The organism is uncultured Flavonifractor sp., assembly GCF_944385615.1.
Classification (GTDB): domain Bacteria; phylum Bacillota; class Clostridia; order Oscillospirales; family Oscillospiraceae; genus Flavonifractor.
Genome location: NZ_CALWXV010000012.1, coordinates 1 through 13,699 on the forward strand (window position 1 = coordinate 1; position 13,699 = coordinate 13,699).

The 13,699-nt window shown below is 61.5% G+C and carries 22 protein-coding genes; all 22 read right to left on the reverse strand.

The window, feature by feature from the left end:
- Positions 1-2 precede the first annotated feature (2 nt).
- Positions 3-551 (reverse strand): 50S ribosomal protein L6, encoded by a 549-nt coding sequence (rplF, locus tag Q0J75_RS04910; RefSeq protein ID WP_297197518.1) that lies wholly within the window; start codon positions 549-551, stop codon positions 3-5.
- Between the two features lie 16 nt (positions 552-567).
- Complete coding sequence (rpsH, locus tag Q0J75_RS04915; protein ID WP_007494638.1) at positions 568-966, reverse strand: 30S ribosomal protein S8; 399 nt, start codon at positions 964-966, stop codon at positions 568-570.
- Between the two features lie 369 nt (positions 967-1,335).
- Complete coding sequence (locus Q0J75_RS04920; RefSeq protein ID WP_006573415.1) at positions 1,336-1,521, reverse strand: type Z 30S ribosomal protein S14; 186 nt, start codon at positions 1,519-1,521, stop codon at positions 1,336-1,338.
- A 14-nt stretch (positions 1,522-1,535) separates the two neighbouring features.
- Complete coding sequence (gene rplE / locus Q0J75_RS04925; RefSeq protein WP_087187792.1) at positions 1,536-2,090, reverse strand: 50S ribosomal protein L5; 555 nt, start codon at positions 2,088-2,090, stop codon at positions 1,536-1,538.
- A 19-nt stretch (positions 2,091-2,109) separates the two neighbouring features.
- The gene (gene rplX / locus Q0J75_RS04930; protein ID WP_297197523.1) at positions 2,110-2,427 is read right to left on the reverse strand and encodes a 50S ribosomal protein L24; all 318 of its coding nucleotides are present in this window, start codon (positions 2,425-2,427) and stop codon (positions 2,110-2,112) included.
- Between the two features lie 16 nt (positions 2,428-2,443).
- Entirely contained in the window at positions 2,444-2,812 is a 369-nt protein-coding gene (rplN, locus tag Q0J75_RS04935; protein WP_087187790.1) for a 50S ribosomal protein L14, read from the reverse strand.
- A 12-nt stretch (positions 2,813-2,824) separates the two neighbouring features.
- Complete coding sequence (rpsQ, locus tag Q0J75_RS04940) at positions 2,825-3,085, reverse strand: 30S ribosomal protein S17 (protein ID WP_297197529.1); 261 nt, start codon at positions 3,083-3,085, stop codon at positions 2,825-2,827.
- Positions 3,086-3,102: 17 nt separating this feature from the next.
- Positions 3,103-3,300, reverse strand: a complete 198-nt coding sequence (rpmC, locus tag Q0J75_RS04945) for a 50S ribosomal protein L29 (RefSeq protein ID WP_297197532.1) — start codon at positions 3,298-3,300, stop codon at positions 3,103-3,105.
- Between the two features lie 2 nt (positions 3,301-3,302).
- Positions 3,303-3,737, reverse strand: coding sequence for a 50S ribosomal protein L16 (gene rplP / locus Q0J75_RS04950; RefSeq protein ID WP_087335574.1), 435 nt, complete (start codon positions 3,735-3,737; stop codon positions 3,303-3,305).
- Positions 3,737-4,600 carry a 30S ribosomal protein S3 gene (gene rpsC / locus Q0J75_RS04955; protein WP_297197543.1) on the reverse strand — a complete coding sequence of 288 codons (864 nt, stop codon included), beginning with the start codon at positions 4,598-4,600 and terminating at the stop codon, positions 3,737-3,739. Before rpsC ends, rplP begins: the two co-directional genes overlap by 1 nt.
- Positions 4,601-4,615: 15 nt before the next feature.
- Positions 4,616-4,948 (reverse strand): 50S ribosomal protein L22, encoded by a 333-nt coding sequence (gene rplV / locus Q0J75_RS04960; RefSeq protein WP_297197546.1) that lies wholly within the window; start codon positions 4,946-4,948, stop codon positions 4,616-4,618.
- A gap of 15 nt (positions 4,949-4,963) precedes the next feature.
- Positions 4,964-5,236 (reverse strand): 30S ribosomal protein S19, encoded by a 273-nt coding sequence (gene rpsS, locus Q0J75_RS04965; RefSeq protein WP_007494656.1) that lies wholly within the window; start codon positions 5,234-5,236, stop codon positions 4,964-4,966.
- A gap of 15 nt (positions 5,237-5,251) precedes the next feature.
- On the reverse strand, positions 5,252-6,085 hold the full coding sequence (gene rplB, locus Q0J75_RS04970) for a 50S ribosomal protein L2 (protein WP_297197550.1): 834 nt from the start codon (positions 6,083-6,085) through the stop codon (positions 5,252-5,254).
- A gap of 15 nt (positions 6,086-6,100) precedes the next feature.
- Positions 6,101-6,400 (reverse strand): 50S ribosomal protein L23, encoded by a 300-nt coding sequence (rplW, locus tag Q0J75_RS04975; RefSeq protein WP_297197553.1) that lies wholly within the window; start codon positions 6,398-6,400, stop codon positions 6,101-6,103.
- Complete coding sequence (gene rplD, locus Q0J75_RS04980) at positions 6,400-7,020, reverse strand: 50S ribosomal protein L4 (protein ID WP_297197556.1); 621 nt, start codon at positions 7,018-7,020, stop codon at positions 6,400-6,402. Before rplD ends, rplW begins: the two co-directional genes overlap by 1 nt.
- Positions 7,021-7,037: 17 nt before the next feature.
- The gene (gene rplC / locus Q0J75_RS04985; protein ID WP_297197559.1) at positions 7,038-7,763 is read right to left on the reverse strand and encodes a 50S ribosomal protein L3; all 726 of its coding nucleotides are present in this window, start codon (positions 7,761-7,763) and stop codon (positions 7,038-7,040) included.
- Positions 7,764-8,023: 260 nt separating this feature from the next.
- A complete protein-coding gene (gene rpsJ / locus Q0J75_RS04990; protein ID WP_006573401.1) occupies positions 8,024-8,338 on the reverse strand; it encodes a 30S ribosomal protein S10 in 315 nt (104 codons plus the stop codon).
- Positions 8,339-8,666: 328 nt separating this feature from the next.
- A complete protein-coding gene (locus Q0J75_RS04995; RefSeq protein WP_297197562.1) occupies positions 8,667-10,118 on the reverse strand; it encodes a hypothetical protein in 1,452 nt (483 codons plus the stop codon).
- Positions 10,119-10,163: 45 nt separating this feature from the next.
- The gene (aroE, locus tag Q0J75_RS05000) at positions 10,164-11,558 is read right to left on the reverse strand and encodes a shikimate dehydrogenase (RefSeq protein ID WP_297197565.1); all 1,395 of its coding nucleotides are present in this window, start codon (positions 11,556-11,558) and stop codon (positions 10,164-10,166) included.
- Between the two features lie 41 nt (positions 11,559-11,599).
- Positions 11,600-12,034 (reverse strand): type II 3-dehydroquinate dehydratase, encoded by a 435-nt coding sequence (gene aroQ / locus Q0J75_RS05005; RefSeq protein ID WP_297197567.1) that lies wholly within the window; start codon positions 12,032-12,034, stop codon positions 11,600-11,602.
- Entirely contained in the window at positions 12,031-12,537 is a 507-nt protein-coding gene (locus tag Q0J75_RS05010) for a shikimate kinase (protein ID WP_297197570.1), read from the reverse strand. The genes aroQ and Q0J75_RS05010 overlap by 4 nt, the downstream gene beginning before the upstream one ends.
- Entirely contained in the window at positions 12,534-13,697 is a 1,164-nt protein-coding gene (pheA, locus tag Q0J75_RS05015) for a prephenate dehydratase (protein WP_297197573.1), read from the reverse strand. Before pheA ends, Q0J75_RS05010 begins: the two co-directional genes overlap by 4 nt.
- Between the last annotated feature and the right edge of the window lie 2 nt (positions 13,698-13,699).

Genomic DNA, 13,699 nt, shown 5'->3' on the forward strand with positions numbered 1-13,699 from the left:
CCTTATTTCTTCTTGACGCCGGTCTTGCCTTCCTTGCGGCGGATGACCTCGTCGGTGTATTTGATGCCCTTGCCCTTATAAGGCTCGGGGGGACGCTTCTCGCGCACTTCGGCGGCGAACTGGCCGACCTTCTGCTTGTCGACGCCGCTGATGACGATCTTGTTGGCGCTGGGGACCTCAATGCTGATGCCGTCGATCTCCTCGACGATCACCTGATGAGAGAAGCCCAGGTTCATAACCAGCTTGTTGCCTTCCTTGGCCACACGGTAGCCGACGCCGTTGACGTCCAGCTCCTTCTTGTAGCCCTCGGTGACGCCCACGACCATGTTGTGCAGCAGGGTGCGGGTCAGGCCGTGGAGGCTGCGGTTCTCCTTCTCGTCATTGGGGCGGGTGACATGGATCACATCGCCCTCCTGGGCAATGTTCATGTTGGGGTGCAGCTGCTGGGTCAGGGTGCCCTTGGGGCCCTTTACGGTAACCAGGTTACCAGCTTCGATCTTCACGTCCACACCGGCGGGGATGGAGATCGGCATTCTTCCGATACGAGACATTTTCTACTCTCCCTCCTTACCAGACAAACGCCAGGACCTCGCCGCCGACATGGGCTGCGCGGGCAGCCTTGTCAGTCATGACGCCCTTGGACGTGGACACGATGGCAATACCCAGGCCGTGGAGGACCCGGGGCAGCTCGTCAGCACCGGCATAGACACGCAGGCCGGGCTTGGAAACGCGGCGAAGACCAGTGATGACCTTCTCCTTGCCGGGGTTGTACTTCAGAGTAACGCGGATGACGCCCTGAGTGCCGTCGTCGATCAGCTGGAAGTTCTTGATATAGCCTTCATCCAGCAGGATCTGCGCGATGGACTTCTTCATGTTGGACGCGGGGACGTCCACGGTGTCATGCTTGGCGTTGTTCGCGTTGCGGATGCGGGTCAGCATATCCGCAATGGGGTCTGTGATGTGCATGAGTTTACCCTCCTTTTTGAATGACGGGCCGTGAGAGGACCCGTTAAGGCGGCAAGGTATCGGAGTTCGCGGGGCTCCGACCTATTAACCGTCTGCCAAGGAATTATTATATCGTGAAAACCCTTGTGTGAAAAGGAAAAAGTGGCCTCCCGCCAAACTTTTGGAGGAATGCCCTGTCCTACCCCGTGGAGAGGGCGCCGCTTATTCATTTTTCACAGTCGGATCGTCACAATCTCAGGGTTTTTCTCCTAAACGGAGAATTTTATTTTTCAGACCGTGTGCCGGTCCAAAAACCCCGTCACGCAACGCAAGCGCCTGACGTGCTTTCGCACGCCGGGCGCGGGCGCTTGCGTAACCTGAGCTTCCTGATTACCAGGAGGCCTTCTTCACACCGGGGATCTGGCCCTTGTAGGCCAGCTCGCGGAAGCAGATACGGCAGATGCCGTAGTCCCGCAGGTAGGCGTGGGGGCGGCCGCAGATCTTGCAGCGGTTATAGCGGCGGGTGGAGAACTTGGGCTCCGCCTGCTGCTTCAGAATCATAGACTTCTTCGCCATTTCGTTCTCCTCCTTTACCGGGCAAAGGGCGCGCCGATGAGGGTCAGCAGCTCTTTGGCCTCTTCGTCGGTCTTGGCGGTGGTGCAGATGACCACGTCCAGGCCGCGGATCTTGTCGATCTTGTCATACTCGATCTCGGGGAAGATCAGCTGCTCCTTGATGCCCAGGGCGTAGTTGCCGCGGCCATCGAAAGAGTTGCCGTTGATGCCCCGGAAGTCACGGACACGGGGCAGGGCCACGTTGAACAGGCGGTCCAGGAACTCCCACATCCGGTCGGCGCGCAGGGTGACCTTGGCGCCGATGGGCATACCCTCACGCAGCTTGAAGTTAGCCACGGACTTCTTAGCCTTGGTGATGATGGCCTTCTGGCCGGTGATCTTGGTCAGATCGCCCACAACGGCCTCCAGGACCTTGGCGTTGTCGCGGGCCTCGCCGCAGCCGCAGTTGACCACGATCTTGTCGATCTTGGGGATCTGCATGGTGGACTTGTAGCCGAACTTCTGCATCAGAGCAGGAGCGACCTCGGCCTGGTACTTCGCCTTCAGGTTGGGCACTTTCTTATCAGCCATTGTCTATACTCCTCCTCTCTCAGATCTCGGCGCCGCACTTCTTGCAAATGCGGACCTTCTTGCCGTCGGCCAGCAGCTTGTGAGCGGGCCGGGTGGGCTTGTTGCACTTGGGGCAAACGCGCTGCACCTTGCAGGCGTAGATGGGGGCTTCCTTCTTGATGATGCCGCCCTGCTCGCCCTGACGGCGGGGCTTGGTGTGGCGGGAGACCACATTGACCTTCTCCACGACCACCTTGCCCTCCTTGGGCATAACCTGCAGGACCTTGCCCTGCTTGCCCTTGTCCTTGCCGGACAGGACGATGACGGTGTCGTCCTTACGAATGCTCAGCTTGTTCATGTTATCTCCTACCCCCTTACAGCACTTCGGGAGCCAGCGACAGGATCTTCATGTAGTCCTTGTCGCGCAGCTCGCGGGCCACGGGCCCAAAGATACGGGTACCGCGGGGATTCTTGTCGTCCTTGATGAGGACGGCGGCGTTCTCGTCGAAGCGGACGTAGCTGCCGTCTGCACGGCGGACGCCCTTGGCGGAACGGACGATGACGGCCTTCACGACCTCGCCCTTCTTCACAGTGCCGCCGGGCTGAGCCTTGCGGACGGAAGCCACAATCACGTCGCCGATGTTGCCAAACTTGCGGCTGGAGCCGCCCAGCACGCGGATGGTCTTGATCTCCTTGGCGCCGGTGTTGTCGGCCACCTTCAGATAAGTTTCCTGCTGAATCATACCGGCACCTCCTTACTTCGCCTTCTCGATGATCTCGACGACGCGCCAGCGCTTGTCCTTGGACAGGGGCCGGGTCTCCATGACCCGCACGCGGTCGCCGACACCACACTCGTTGTTCTCGTCGTGCGCCTTCAGCTTGTAGGTGCTCTTGACGATCTTCTTGTACAGGGGGTGGGTCACACGGTCGGCAATGGCCACCACCACGGTCTTGTCCATCTTATCGGAAACCACCAGGCCGACTCTGGTCTTACGGGAAGAAGTTCTGTTTTCCATGATCTAGTTCCTCCTTCTTATCGGCCTGCGAGCTGCTGCTCACGGATGATGGTCTTCACGCGGGCAATGTCCCGCTTGACCTCAGCGATCTTCACCGGGTTGTCCAGCTGATTGGTGGCGTGCTGAAGACGGAGCTGGAAGAGATCCTTCTTCAGGTCGCCCAGCTTGCTGGTCAGCTCCTCGGCGCTCATCTTACGGATTTCAGTAGCCTTCATCTTCATTCACCACCATTCTCGGTCTCGGCGGTCTGCTTAGCCACGATCTTGCACTTGACAGGCAGCTTGTGGGAAGCCAGACGCAGGGCCTCGCGGGCGACCTCCTCGGAGACGCCGGCGATCTCGAACATAACACGGCCGGGCTTAACCACGGCCACCCAGTACTCAGGGGAACCCTTACCGGAACCCATGCGGGTCTCGGCGGGCTTCTCAGTGATGGGCTTATCGGGGAAGATCTTGATCCAAACCTTACCGCCACGCTTGGTGTAACGGGTCATGGCGATACGGGCGGCCTCGATCTGGTTGCTGGTGATCCAGCTGGGCTCGGTAGCCTGCAGGCCGAACTCACCATAGGTCACGGTGTTGCCCTTCAGGGCCTTGCCCTTCAGGCGGCCGCGGTGCACGCGGCGATATTTCACGCGCTTAGGCAGCAGCATTACTGAGCGCCTCCTTCCTTGGCAGCGGCAGGACGAGCGCCGCCCTGGGGACGGCCGCCGCCCTGGGGACGGTTGTTGTTAAAACCACCCTGGCGGTTACCGCCGTTGCGGTTGAAGCCACCGTTGCGGTTGAAGCCGCCCTTGCGGTCGCCGTCACGGCGGTCGCGGCGGGGACGGTCGGAGCGCTCCTTGAAGTTCTTGGTGTCCAGGGTGCGGGGGGTGGTACGCAGGCTCTGAGTGAGCACCTCGCCCTTGTAGATCCACACCTTCACGCCGATGCGGCCGTAGGTGGTGGCAGCCTCAGCAAAGCCGTAGTCGATGTCGGCCCGCAGGGTCTGCAGGGGGATGGTGCCGTCGTGATAGTGCTCGGTGCGGGCGATCTCGGCACCGCCCAGACGGCCGGACACCTGAGTCTTGATGCCGCGGGCGCCGATGCGCATGGCGCGGCCCATGGCGTTCTTCATGGCCCGGCGGAAGCCGATGCGCTTCTCCAGCTGCTGGGCGATGTTCTCGGCCACCAGCTGAGCGTCCATGTCGGGGCTCTTGACCTCAACGATGTTGAGGGCCACGCTCTTGCCGATCATCTTCTCCAGCTTCAGGCGCAGGGCCTCGATGGCCTCGCCGCCCTTGCCGATGACCACGCCGGGACGGGCGCAGTGCAGGTAGATGCGCACCTTGGCGTTGTCACGCTCGATCTCGATCTTGGGGATACCGGCGGAATACAGGGTCTTCTTCAGGTAGTCCCGGATCTTCTTGTCCTCCACCAGCAGGTCGCCCACCTTCTCGTTGCGGGCGTACCAGCGGGAGTCCCAGTCCTTAATGACACCCACGCGCAGGCCGTGGGGATTCACTTTCTGTCCCATATTCTTCCTCCTCCCTTAGCGCTCAGCCACCGCGATGGTGATGTGAGAAGTGCGCTTGTTGATCCGATAGGCGCGGCCCTGAGCCCGGGGACGCATCCGCTTGATGATGGGGCCGGGGCAGGCGAACACCTGGGAAATATACAGCTTCTCGGGGTCCATCTGGTGGTTGTTCTCCGCGTTGGCGGCAGCGCTCTTGAGGAGCTTGAGCAGCAGCTCGGAGGCAGCCTTGGGGGTGGTCATCAGAATGGCGGTGGCCTGCTCGACGCTCTTGCCGCGGATCAGGTCACAGACGATCTGGACCTTACGGGGAGAGATACGGGTATATCTCAGATGTGCTTTGGCTTCCATGTTCTCTCCTCCTCCTTACTTACCAGTCTTGCTGCCGGCGTGGCCGCGGAAGGTGCGGGTGGGGGCGAACTCGCCCAGCTTGTGGCCCACCATGTCCTCGGTCACGTAGACGGGCACGTGCTTGCGGCCGTCGTGCACGGCAAAGGTGTGTCCGACGAAGGAGGGGAAGATGGTGGAGGCGCGGCTCCAGGTCTTCAGGACCTTCTTCTCGCCGGTCTGATTCATTTCGTCGACCCGCTTCAGCAGCTCGGGGGCGCAAAAGGGGCCTTTCTTGATACTTCTGCTCATCTTTTACTGCCTCCCTTACTTCGCGTTGCGGTGCTTGACGATGAACTTCTCGGTGCGGTTTTTCAGCTTGCGGGTCTTGTAACCCATAGCAGGCTTGCCCCAGGGGGTGACAGGGCCGGGACGACCGACAGGGCTCTTGCCCTCGCCGCCGCCGTGGGGGTGGTCATTGGGGTTCATGACGGAGCCGCGGACGGTGGGACGCCAGCCCATGTGACGCTTACGGCCGGCCTTACCGATCTGGATGTTGGCCCAGTCGGTGTTGCCCACCTGGCCGATGGTGGCCTTGCAGTTCTCGCGGATATAGCGGACCTCGCCGGAGGGCAGACGGACCTGAGCCATGCCGTTCTCCTTGGCCATCAGCTGAGCGGCCTCGCCGGCGGCGCGCACCAGCTGGGCGCCCTTGCCGGGATAGAGCTCAACACAGTGGATCATCTCGCCCACGGGGATGTTGGCGATGGGCAGGCAGTTGCCGGGCAGAATGTCGGCGTCGGCGCCGGTCATGATGATGTGGCCGGACTTCAGGCCCACAGGAGCCAGGATATAGCGCTTCTCGCCGTCCTCATACTGGATGAGGGCGATGTTGGCGGAGCGGTTGGGATCGTACTGCAGGTTGATGACGGTAGCAGTACCCTCTTTGTCCCGCTTGAAGTCGATGATGCGGTACTTCTTCTTATTGCCGCCGCCGCGGTGGCGGACGGTGATGCGGCCATAGCTGTTGCGGCCGGCGTTCTTCTTCAGATTCTCCAGCAGGCTGCGCTCGGGCTTGGCCTTCTTGTCGATGCCCTCGAAGGCGCTCACGGTCATGTGGCGGCGGGAGGGCGTCGTGGGCTTATAAGTTTTGATAGCCATTGTTCCTTATCCTCCTTACACCATGCCTTCGAAGAACTCGATGGTCTTGGAATCCTCGGTCAGGGTGACCATAGCCTTCTTCCAGTTGGCGCGGCGGCCGGCGGGGTAACGGCCGGTCCGCTTGGCCTTGCCCTGCATATTCAGGGTGTTGACCTTGGCGACCTTTACGTCGAAGATCTCCTCGACCGCCTTGGCGATCTGGATCTTGTTGGCGTCCTTGGCCACCTCGAAGGTGTACTTCTTGCCCTCGGTCTCGGCCATGGACTGCTCAGTGATGATGGGGCGCTTAATGATATCGTAAGCGGTAGCAGCCATTACGCGAACACCTCCTCGATGACGGCCAGGGCCGCCTTGTCAACGATGAACTTGCCGGCGTTCACGATGTCGTAAACGCTGAGGATCTTGGCGGTGGTGGTCACCACGCCGGGGATGTTGCGGGCGGACTTGATGACGTTCTCGTTCACCTCGGGGGTGACGACAACGGCCTTCTTGGCGCCCACGGTGTTGAGGAAGCCCTGCATGGTCTTGGTCTTGATGGCGTCCATGTTCAGGCCATCCACCACCACGATGTCGCCGGAGGCGGCCTTGGCGGAAAGGGCGGACTTGAGGGCCAGACGCTTGACCTTCTTGTTCAGCACATAGCTGTAGTCGCGGGGCTTGGGAGCAAAAACGATACCGCCGTGGGTCCACTGGGGAGCACGGGTGGAACCCTGACGGGCGCGGCCGGTGCCCTTCTGGCGCCAGGGCTTGATGCCGCCGCCGGAGACCTCGGCGCGGGTCAGAGCGGACTGAGTGCCCTGACGGCAGTTGGCCAGGTGGTTCTTGACCACCTCGTGGACAACGGTCTGATTGGGCTCGATCCCGAACACAGCTTCGGAGAGCTCCACTTCGCCGACCTGGTTGCCGGCCATGTTCACAAGAATTGCCTTAGGCATTTGAGTTCTCTCCTTTCTTACTTGTTACGGGCGGAAGCCTTCTGGGGATTGACGCGGGCGGAAGCCTTCTGCGGGTTGATGCTGGCGTTGGCAGCGGCGCCCTTCTCCTTGACGTTGATCACGGAGTTGCGCAGGTACACAATGCCGCCCTTGGGGCCGGGGATGGCGCCGCGGACAGCGATGATGCCCAGCTCGGGGTCCACCTTGATGACGTCCAGGTTGAGGACGGTGACCTGCTCGTTGCCCATCTGGCCGGCGCCGATCTTACCCTTGAAGATCCGGGAGGGATCGGTGCTGGAGCCCATGGAGCCGGCGTGACGGTGCACAGGGCCGGTACCGTGGGATTCCTTCAGGCGGTGAGCGCCGTGGCGCTTGATGACGCCCTGATAGCCGTGACCCTTGCTGATGCCGGTCACGTCCACCCGGTCGCCCTCGGCGAACACGTCCACCTTGACCTCGTCGCCCACGTTGAGGGCGTCGCAGTTGGCCAGCTTGAACTCCTTCAGGGTCTTCTTGCGGGCCTCGCCGGCCTTCTTCAGGTGACCCAGCTCAGGCTTGGTGAGCTTCTTCTCGGCTACGTCGCCGTAGCCCAGCTGAACGGCGTTGTAGCCGTCCTTCTCCTCGGTCTTCTTCTGCACTACGGTGCAGGGACCCGCCTCAATGACGGTGACCGGGATGACCTTGCCGGCTTCGTCGAAGATCTGCGTCATGCCGACCTTCTTGCCGATAATGGCCTTTTCCATGTGTTTTCCTCCTTAATTAAGGTTATTGGTTGGGCGAGTTACCATTGAAACCGGTATTGCTCGGCCAACTTGACCCGTCCGCCTCAAAACGCGGCGGACTGCGGTACAAACAAAGGAATGGATGGCGCTGCTATCACGCTTTGCCTGTTCGCAACGCGGTCACTGTTCACCGCTCCGCGAAAAATACCGCGACCCCTTCGGCGTCGCCTGTTTTTTCTCTGCGCGGTTCCCTGTGCCGCTGCTCACGACGGCTCAGACGCTTACAGCTTAATCTCAATCTCCACACCGGCGGGGAGCTCCAGGCTCATCAGGGCCTCCACGGTCTTGGGAGAGGGCTTGAGGATGTCGATCAGGCGCTTATGGGTGCGGCGCTCGAACTGCTCACGGCTGTCCTTGTACTTATGGACGGCCCGCAGGATGGTGACGACCTCCTTCTTGGTGGGCAGGGGGATGGGGCCGGACACGGAAGCGCCGGTGCGCTTGGCGGTCTCAACGATCTTCTCAGCGCTTTGGTCGATGAGCTGATGATCATAGGCCTTCAGACGGATGCGGATCATTTCTTTCTGAGCTGCCATGGTGTTAAGTTCCTCCTTAAACATACGAAGTGGTGCGCTTTCGCCGGGTCCACGGGGCCAAAGCGCGGTGTCATTCCTCGCTTCGTACGGTGAGAGATTTCAGTACACGTTTCCGTGCGTATCACTCCGTGACATGAAGAAAACCGGCACAAGCAGGCCGGTTTACTCCTTGCATGGCGATATACGCCGCGCACGGATCCCTCAGCCGCCCGATTCTAGCTCGGACATACTCCGCGGAAGTTACCTCATTTCTGAGCAATCTCCCGCATCATCGCACAATGCACCTCAAACAGGCGCTTCATTATGATACTCTAAAAGCCAGGTGCTGTCAAGCGGTTTCCTGATTTTTTTGCAATTTTTTCTCTCTGCCGGGGTGGGGCGGGAACAAAAGCCCCTGCCCCAGCAGCATGAGCACAGGCAGAATGGAGTAGTGGTACCGCCCTGCCACCTCCACCAGCATCTGGGCCGAGGTCAATCCCAGCACATAGAGAGGAAGCAGCAGCACAGCAGAGCGATCCCCCCGCCGCCACAGCATCACCCCGCCGCCCCCTGCCAGCAGAAGCAGAAAATAATAATAGGCGTTGCAGGCCCGGGCAAACCACAGGACATGGCGCACCACCTGGCTGGAATAGGACACACAGGCGCTGTCTGCGCCCAGAAAGCCTCGCAGCTTCTCCCGGAACAGCTGGAGAAAATCCACCTGACCGGAGGTAATGCGCTCCTTGGCGGCCTCCATGGCGTATTCCTGGGCCTGCTGGGCGGTGACGCCGGGCTGACTGCTGTATTCGTTCAGCAGATTGCTGTCCTCCTGGTTCCAGCATCCCCGGGACTGGGCATTGAAGCCCACCAAAATGCTGTATCCGGGTGTGGAGGACGGCTCTTCCCCAATGCGCGCGGCAATATGCCCCTGCCACAGCGGCCCGGTGAGCAGATAGACCGCCGCCAAGGCGGCCATCAGCGGCAGCCACTGCCATCTGGCCTTGGACTCTTTCAGACCATCAGGGGCCAATAAGAACCGCCACAGCACCAGGGCAATAATCAGCACCGCGGCAATGGGCCGTATCCCATTGAACCAGCGCAGCACCAGCCCCGCCCCTGCCCCAAGCAGGGCGGCCTTCCAGAATACGCCGGGCAGAGGGCCGGTTATGAGATAGAGAAAGAGCAGCAGCAGCGTGGTATAGAGCGGCTCAGAGAGCACCAGACTATTGTACATGGTCTGAGAGGGACAGACGATCCACAGCAGATAAGCGCAAACCCCGCCGGGCAGACTCCACCAGCGTTTTGCCAGCAGAAAGAGCAGGCTGCCGCTGCAAATGGTAAGCAGCACATTGAGCCACTGGGCCAGCAGAGGGGGCTGACCCAGCAGTCGGATAAACCAGCTCAAAAAGGAAGCATAGCCAAAAATATGGGGAAACAGGGCCATATAGCGCCCGCCGTCAAGCACAGACTTCTGGGCCAGGGCAGTGGCATAGCCCCAAAAGGTAGCATAGTCCCCCTCCATGGGCACCTGGACCAGGACCACCCATGCCCCCTTTACCACCAGGCACAGCAGGGTAAGGGCAACCCACACCCATATTGTTCCCAGCCGGGACAGCTGACGGGACAGCCAGGGCAGTACCTTCCACGCCGCCAGCAGGGCCACCACCGCCGCCGCAAAGGCCTTTTTGGTCTCACTGCTCTGACCGGCGCCCAGCCAAAGGGCCGCCGCCAGCAGCGCCAGCAGCAACGCCAGCATACACCGGGTCAGAACGGTAGGCACCAGGATCCGCCATCGTCCCATATCCTTCTCCCCATTTCCCAGATCATTCAAACCATCTCCAGCCGATCACAGCACCTCGGCCAGCACTTTTTTCATCTCAGCGGCATCAATAGAGGTATCCGTAAAGTACTCCAACGACAATACCGCCTGATTGACCAGCAGCCCCAACCCATTGACGGTCTGGTGGCCCCGGAGCTTCGCTTGCCGGAGCAGCTCGGTCTGGGCAGGGGCGTAGATCAGGTCCACCACCGGCGCTCCCTCCTTCAGGCTGTCCAGAAAGGAGAAGTCGGCAAACTGGCCGCCGCTCCCCTCCATGCCAAGAGAGGTACCGTTCACCAGCAGATCGCACGCTCCTGCGGCCTGGGCCAGCTCCTCCGGGCCAAAGCCCACCGGACGGAGATGGGCCGGGTCATGGGCGCAGATGGCCTGGGCTTTGTCCAGTGTGCGGTTGCACACGATGACCTGGGCCCCGGCCTGAGCCAGCTTGAGGCACACCGCCTTGGAGGCCCCGCCCGCACCCAACACCGCCACGGTCTTTCCCGCCGGATGGATGCCCTCATCAGCCAGGGCACGGAGAAAGCCTTCCCCATCGGTGTTATAGCCATAAGCCTTGCCCTCCCGGATGCACACGGTATTCACCGCTCCGATCAGTCTGGCGTCCTGGTCCAGCTGATCCATCAGAGGCACCAGTTCCTCCTTGTGGGGCATGGTGGCGTTAAATCCGGCGTACCCGGCAAATTTGGCGCAGTCCAGCCACTCCTTACACTTTCCCCGGGGCACCGGCTGGCAAAGGTATACATAGTCCAGCCCCAGGGCTTTCAGCATGGTATTCTGGATCAGGGGGGACTTGGAGTGGCCTACCGGGTCCCCGATGACGCACAGCTTACGGGTGGTATTGTGCAGTTCGACGTTCATATCGCTCTCTCCCCGTTCCGTTTCCGGCCGGTAGTCCGGCAGGGCGGCATTGACTCCCAGCGCAATGAGCAATCCCACCACCGTCTCGATCATCCGGGCCGCGGCATAATAATAGCGGGTAACCCCGGTCACACCGGTAATGAGGATGACGCAGGGCAGAATACAGGCCATGCCACAGGCGGTGGGCCGCTTGATGAGCAGACACAGCCACACCCCCGCCACACACACCGCCCCCAGCACCGGGATCTTCACCCAGGGATTGTCCAGGGCCGGGCCCAGCAGCAGGGTGGCGGTACCCAGAGCGCCGCCCACGATCACGCCAATCAGCCGGGAAATTCCCTGCTGAAAGGTCTGACCCAGGGTGCTCTGGGTACAGATGATACAGGCGATGCAGGCATACAAAGGGCCCATCTGCCCCAGTATGCCCCCCAGCTCCTCCCGATAGAGCAGGCCAAAGGGGACAAACAGCAGATAGGACACCATCACCGCCACGGCGGTTTTGATGACCCGCATCCCGATGCGGGGCAGGGGAACGGTTTTCTTCATAGCATCTCCTTTACGGATAAGTGGGGGGATCTGTCCGCCGCTCAGCGCTGGTCCCGCTCCAGGAAGTAGCGCATGGCCGCCTCATAGCCGTACAGTCCCAGACCGCTGATCTGGCCCACACAGGCGGGGGCGGTGACGCTCTTGTGCCGGAACTCCTCCCGCTGGTGGACGTTGGAGATGTGGACCTCCACACAGGGCACATCCACCGCTTTCAGCGCATCCAAAATGGCATAGCTGTAGTGGGTCAAGGCTCCGGGGTTCATGACGATGGCGTCATACACCCCATCGGCATCCTGGATGGCGCTGACGATGTCCCCCTCATAGTTGGACTGGTAACATTCGGCGGTGGAGCCATAGGTTTCAGCAAAGGCCTTCAGCCGCTCGCGCAGGCTGTCATACGTATTCTGCCCATAAATGCCCGGCTCCCGCTTGCCTAACAGATTCAAATTGGGCCCGTTGATGATGAGAAATTTCATATCTGCTCCTTCCCGCGGTAGAGCGCCGCGATCTGTTCCGCCGCCGCCTGAGCGGTGTCTGTGTTGGAAATGGTATACTGAGCGTATTTTCGATAGAGTTCTATCCGCTGCGCATATAGGTTACGCAATTCGTCCGGTTGGCTCCCCACCAGCGGCCGGCCCGAGTGGTCCTCCCCAAGAATGGCCTCCAGGGCCCGGTCCCGGAAGAAGATCAGCCCGGTGGCTCCCAGCGCCTGCATATTTTCCGGCCGGAGCACCATCCCCCCGCCGGTGGCGACGATGACGCCCTCCATAGCGGCGGCGGCCCGGGCGGCGGCGGTCTCCCGATCCCGGAAGGCCCCCTCCCCCTCCTGAGCAAAAAGCTCCGGGATGGTTCGCCCCGCCTCCTGCTCCACCAGCTCGTCAGTGTCCACCAAGGGCATCTCCAGCAGCTGGGACAGGCATCTGCCTACGGCGGACTTGCCGCAGCCCGGCATCCCGATGAGGACGATGTTTTTCTTCATGTCCGCTCCTCCCAGGCCTTGTAGTTGCCCAGTATCCGCACCTCAGTGGCCAGCTGGCTCAGTTCATGGAGCACCCCGTCCATGCCGGGGGCGGTAAGATCGCCGGTAAAGTCCAGAAAGAAAAGGTACTCCCACCCCCGGCCTGGAATGGGCCGGGATTCGATTTTCAGCAGGTTGAGCCCCTGGACGGCAAAAATAGTGAGGATCTCGTGGAGGGAGCCGCTCTGGTGGGGCAGGCGGAACACGGCGCTGATCTTGTTGCGGTCAGGCCGCAGCTCGGGCACAGGGGACACCACCGCAAAGCGGGTGTGATTCATGGTGTTGTGGTTGACCCGCTGGGCCAGGATGTTCAGGCCGTACAGCTGGGCGGCCCGCCGGGAGCAGATGGCGGCGGCGGAGCGGTCCCCCGTCTCGGCCACCAGCTTGGCGGAACCGGCGGTGTCCAGAGTAGGTACCCGCTCCCAGTCCCGGTGGGCGTCCAGGTACTTCTCGCTCTGCATCAGCCCCTGCTCATGGGAGTATACCTTCCTGATGTCGGAAAGGCCCACTCCCGGCAGAGCCATCAGGCAGTGCTCCACCGGCACCTGCCACTCCCCCACAATATAATAGCGGTACTGGGCCAGCAGATCGTACACCTGCCGGATGGACCCAGTGGAGGAGTTCTCCACCGGCAGCACAGCATAGTCTGCCTCCCCCCGTTCCAAAGCGGCAAACACGTCGTTGAACCAGGGCAGGCCCACGCTGTTCACGTCGGGGCCAAAATAGCCCGCCGCGGCCTCCTCACTGTAGCACCCCGGCTCTCCCTGGTAGGCCACCCTGGGGGCGGCCACTGGCTCCCGTCGCCGGGCCAGATCGGCCTGATAGGCGGCATAGCCCGGGTCCTCGCTGCCCTCCTTCACCAGATGGCGCTGCTGCCGGCGGGAGATGGCCATGATACCCTCATAGAGCGCCGCCACATCCGCCTTTCGCGCGGGGTCGTCGGTGAGGGCGGTCTTGGCGGCGATGACCTGCCGCTCCCGGGCGGCGTCCAGTACCGGGATACCCTCCCGCTGCTTGAACTCTCCCACCTTTCCGGTGACGGCCATCCGCTCCAAAAAGAGCCGCACCAGTTCCCCGTCGATCCGGTCGATCTCCTGACGGTATCGCTCCAGTTCGGTCATAT

Excerpts from the sequence above, each read along its gene's own strand:
- rplF (WP_297197518.1), bottom strand. The coding sequence starts at position 551 with ATGTCTCGTATCGGAAGAATGCCGATCTCCATCCCCGCCGGTGTGGAC.
- rpsH (WP_007494638.1), bottom strand. The coding sequence starts at position 966 with ATGCACATCACAGACCCCATTGCGGATATGCTGACCCGCATCCGCAAC.
- Q0J75_RS04920 (WP_006573415.1), bottom strand. The coding sequence starts at position 1,521 with ATGGCGAAGAAGTCTATGATTCTGAAGCAGCAGGCGGAGCCCAAGTTC.
- rplE (WP_087187792.1), bottom strand. The coding sequence starts at position 2,090 with ATGGCTGATAAGAAAGTGCCCAACCTGAAGGCGAAGTACCAGGCCGAG.
- rplX (WP_297197523.1), bottom strand. The coding sequence starts at position 2,427 with ATGAACAAGCTGAGCATTCGTAAGGACGACACCGTCATCGTCCTGTCC.
- rplN (WP_087187790.1), bottom strand. The coding sequence starts at position 2,812 with ATGATTCAGCAGGAAACTTATCTGAAGGTGGCCGACAACACCGGCGCC.
- rpsQ (WP_297197529.1), bottom strand. The coding sequence starts at position 3,085 with ATGGAAAACAGAACTTCTTCCCGTAAGACCAGAGTCGGCCTGGTGGTT.
- rpmC (WP_297197532.1), bottom strand. The coding sequence starts at position 3,300 with ATGAAGGCTACTGAAATCCGTAAGATGAGCGCCGAGGAGCTGACCAGC.
- rplP (WP_087335574.1), bottom strand. The coding sequence starts at position 3,737 with ATGCTGCTGCCTAAGCGCGTGAAATATCGCCGCGTGCACCGCGGCCGC.
- rpsC (WP_297197543.1), bottom strand. The coding sequence starts at position 4,600 with ATGGGACAGAAAGTGAATCCCCACGGCCTGCGCGTGGGTGTCATTAAG.
- rplV (WP_297197546.1), bottom strand. The coding sequence starts at position 4,948 with ATGGAAGCCAAAGCACATCTGAGATATACCCGTATCTCTCCCCGTAAG.
- rpsS (WP_007494656.1), bottom strand. The coding sequence starts at position 5,236 with ATGAGCAGAAGTATCAAGAAAGGCCCCTTTTGCGCCCCCGAGCTGCTG.
- rplB (WP_297197550.1), bottom strand. The coding sequence starts at position 6,085 with ATGGCTATCAAAACTTATAAGCCCACGACGCCCTCCCGCCGCCACATG.
- rplW (WP_297197553.1), bottom strand. The coding sequence starts at position 6,400 with ATGGCTGCTACCGCTTACGATATCATTAAGCGCCCCATCATCACTGAG.
- rplD (WP_297197556.1), bottom strand. The coding sequence starts at position 7,020 with ATGCCTAAGGCAATTCTTGTGAACATGGCCGGCAACCAGGTCGGCGAA.
- rplC (WP_297197559.1), bottom strand. The coding sequence starts at position 7,763 with ATGGAAAAGGCCATTATCGGCAAGAAGGTCGGCATGACGCAGATCTTC.
- rpsJ (WP_006573401.1), bottom strand. The coding sequence starts at position 8,338 with ATGGCAGCTCAGAAAGAAATGATCCGCATCCGTCTGAAGGCCTATGAT.
- Q0J75_RS04995 (WP_297197562.1), bottom strand. The coding sequence starts at position 10,118 with ATGGGACGATGGCGGATCCTGGTGCCTACCGTTCTGACCCGGTGTATG.
- aroE (WP_297197565.1), bottom strand. The coding sequence starts at position 11,558 with ATGAAGAAAACCGTTCCCCTGCCCCGCATCGGGATGCGGGTCATCAAA.
- aroQ (WP_297197567.1), bottom strand. The coding sequence starts at position 12,034 with ATGAAATTTCTCATCATCAACGGGCCCAATTTGAATCTGTTAGGCAAG.
- Q0J75_RS05010 (WP_297197570.1), bottom strand. The coding sequence starts at position 12,537 with ATGAAGAAAAACATCGTCCTCATCGGGATGCCGGGCTGCGGCAAGTCC.
- pheA (WP_297197573.1), bottom strand. The coding sequence starts at position 13,697 with ATGACCGAACTGGAGCGATACCGTCAGGAGATCGACCGGATCGACGGG.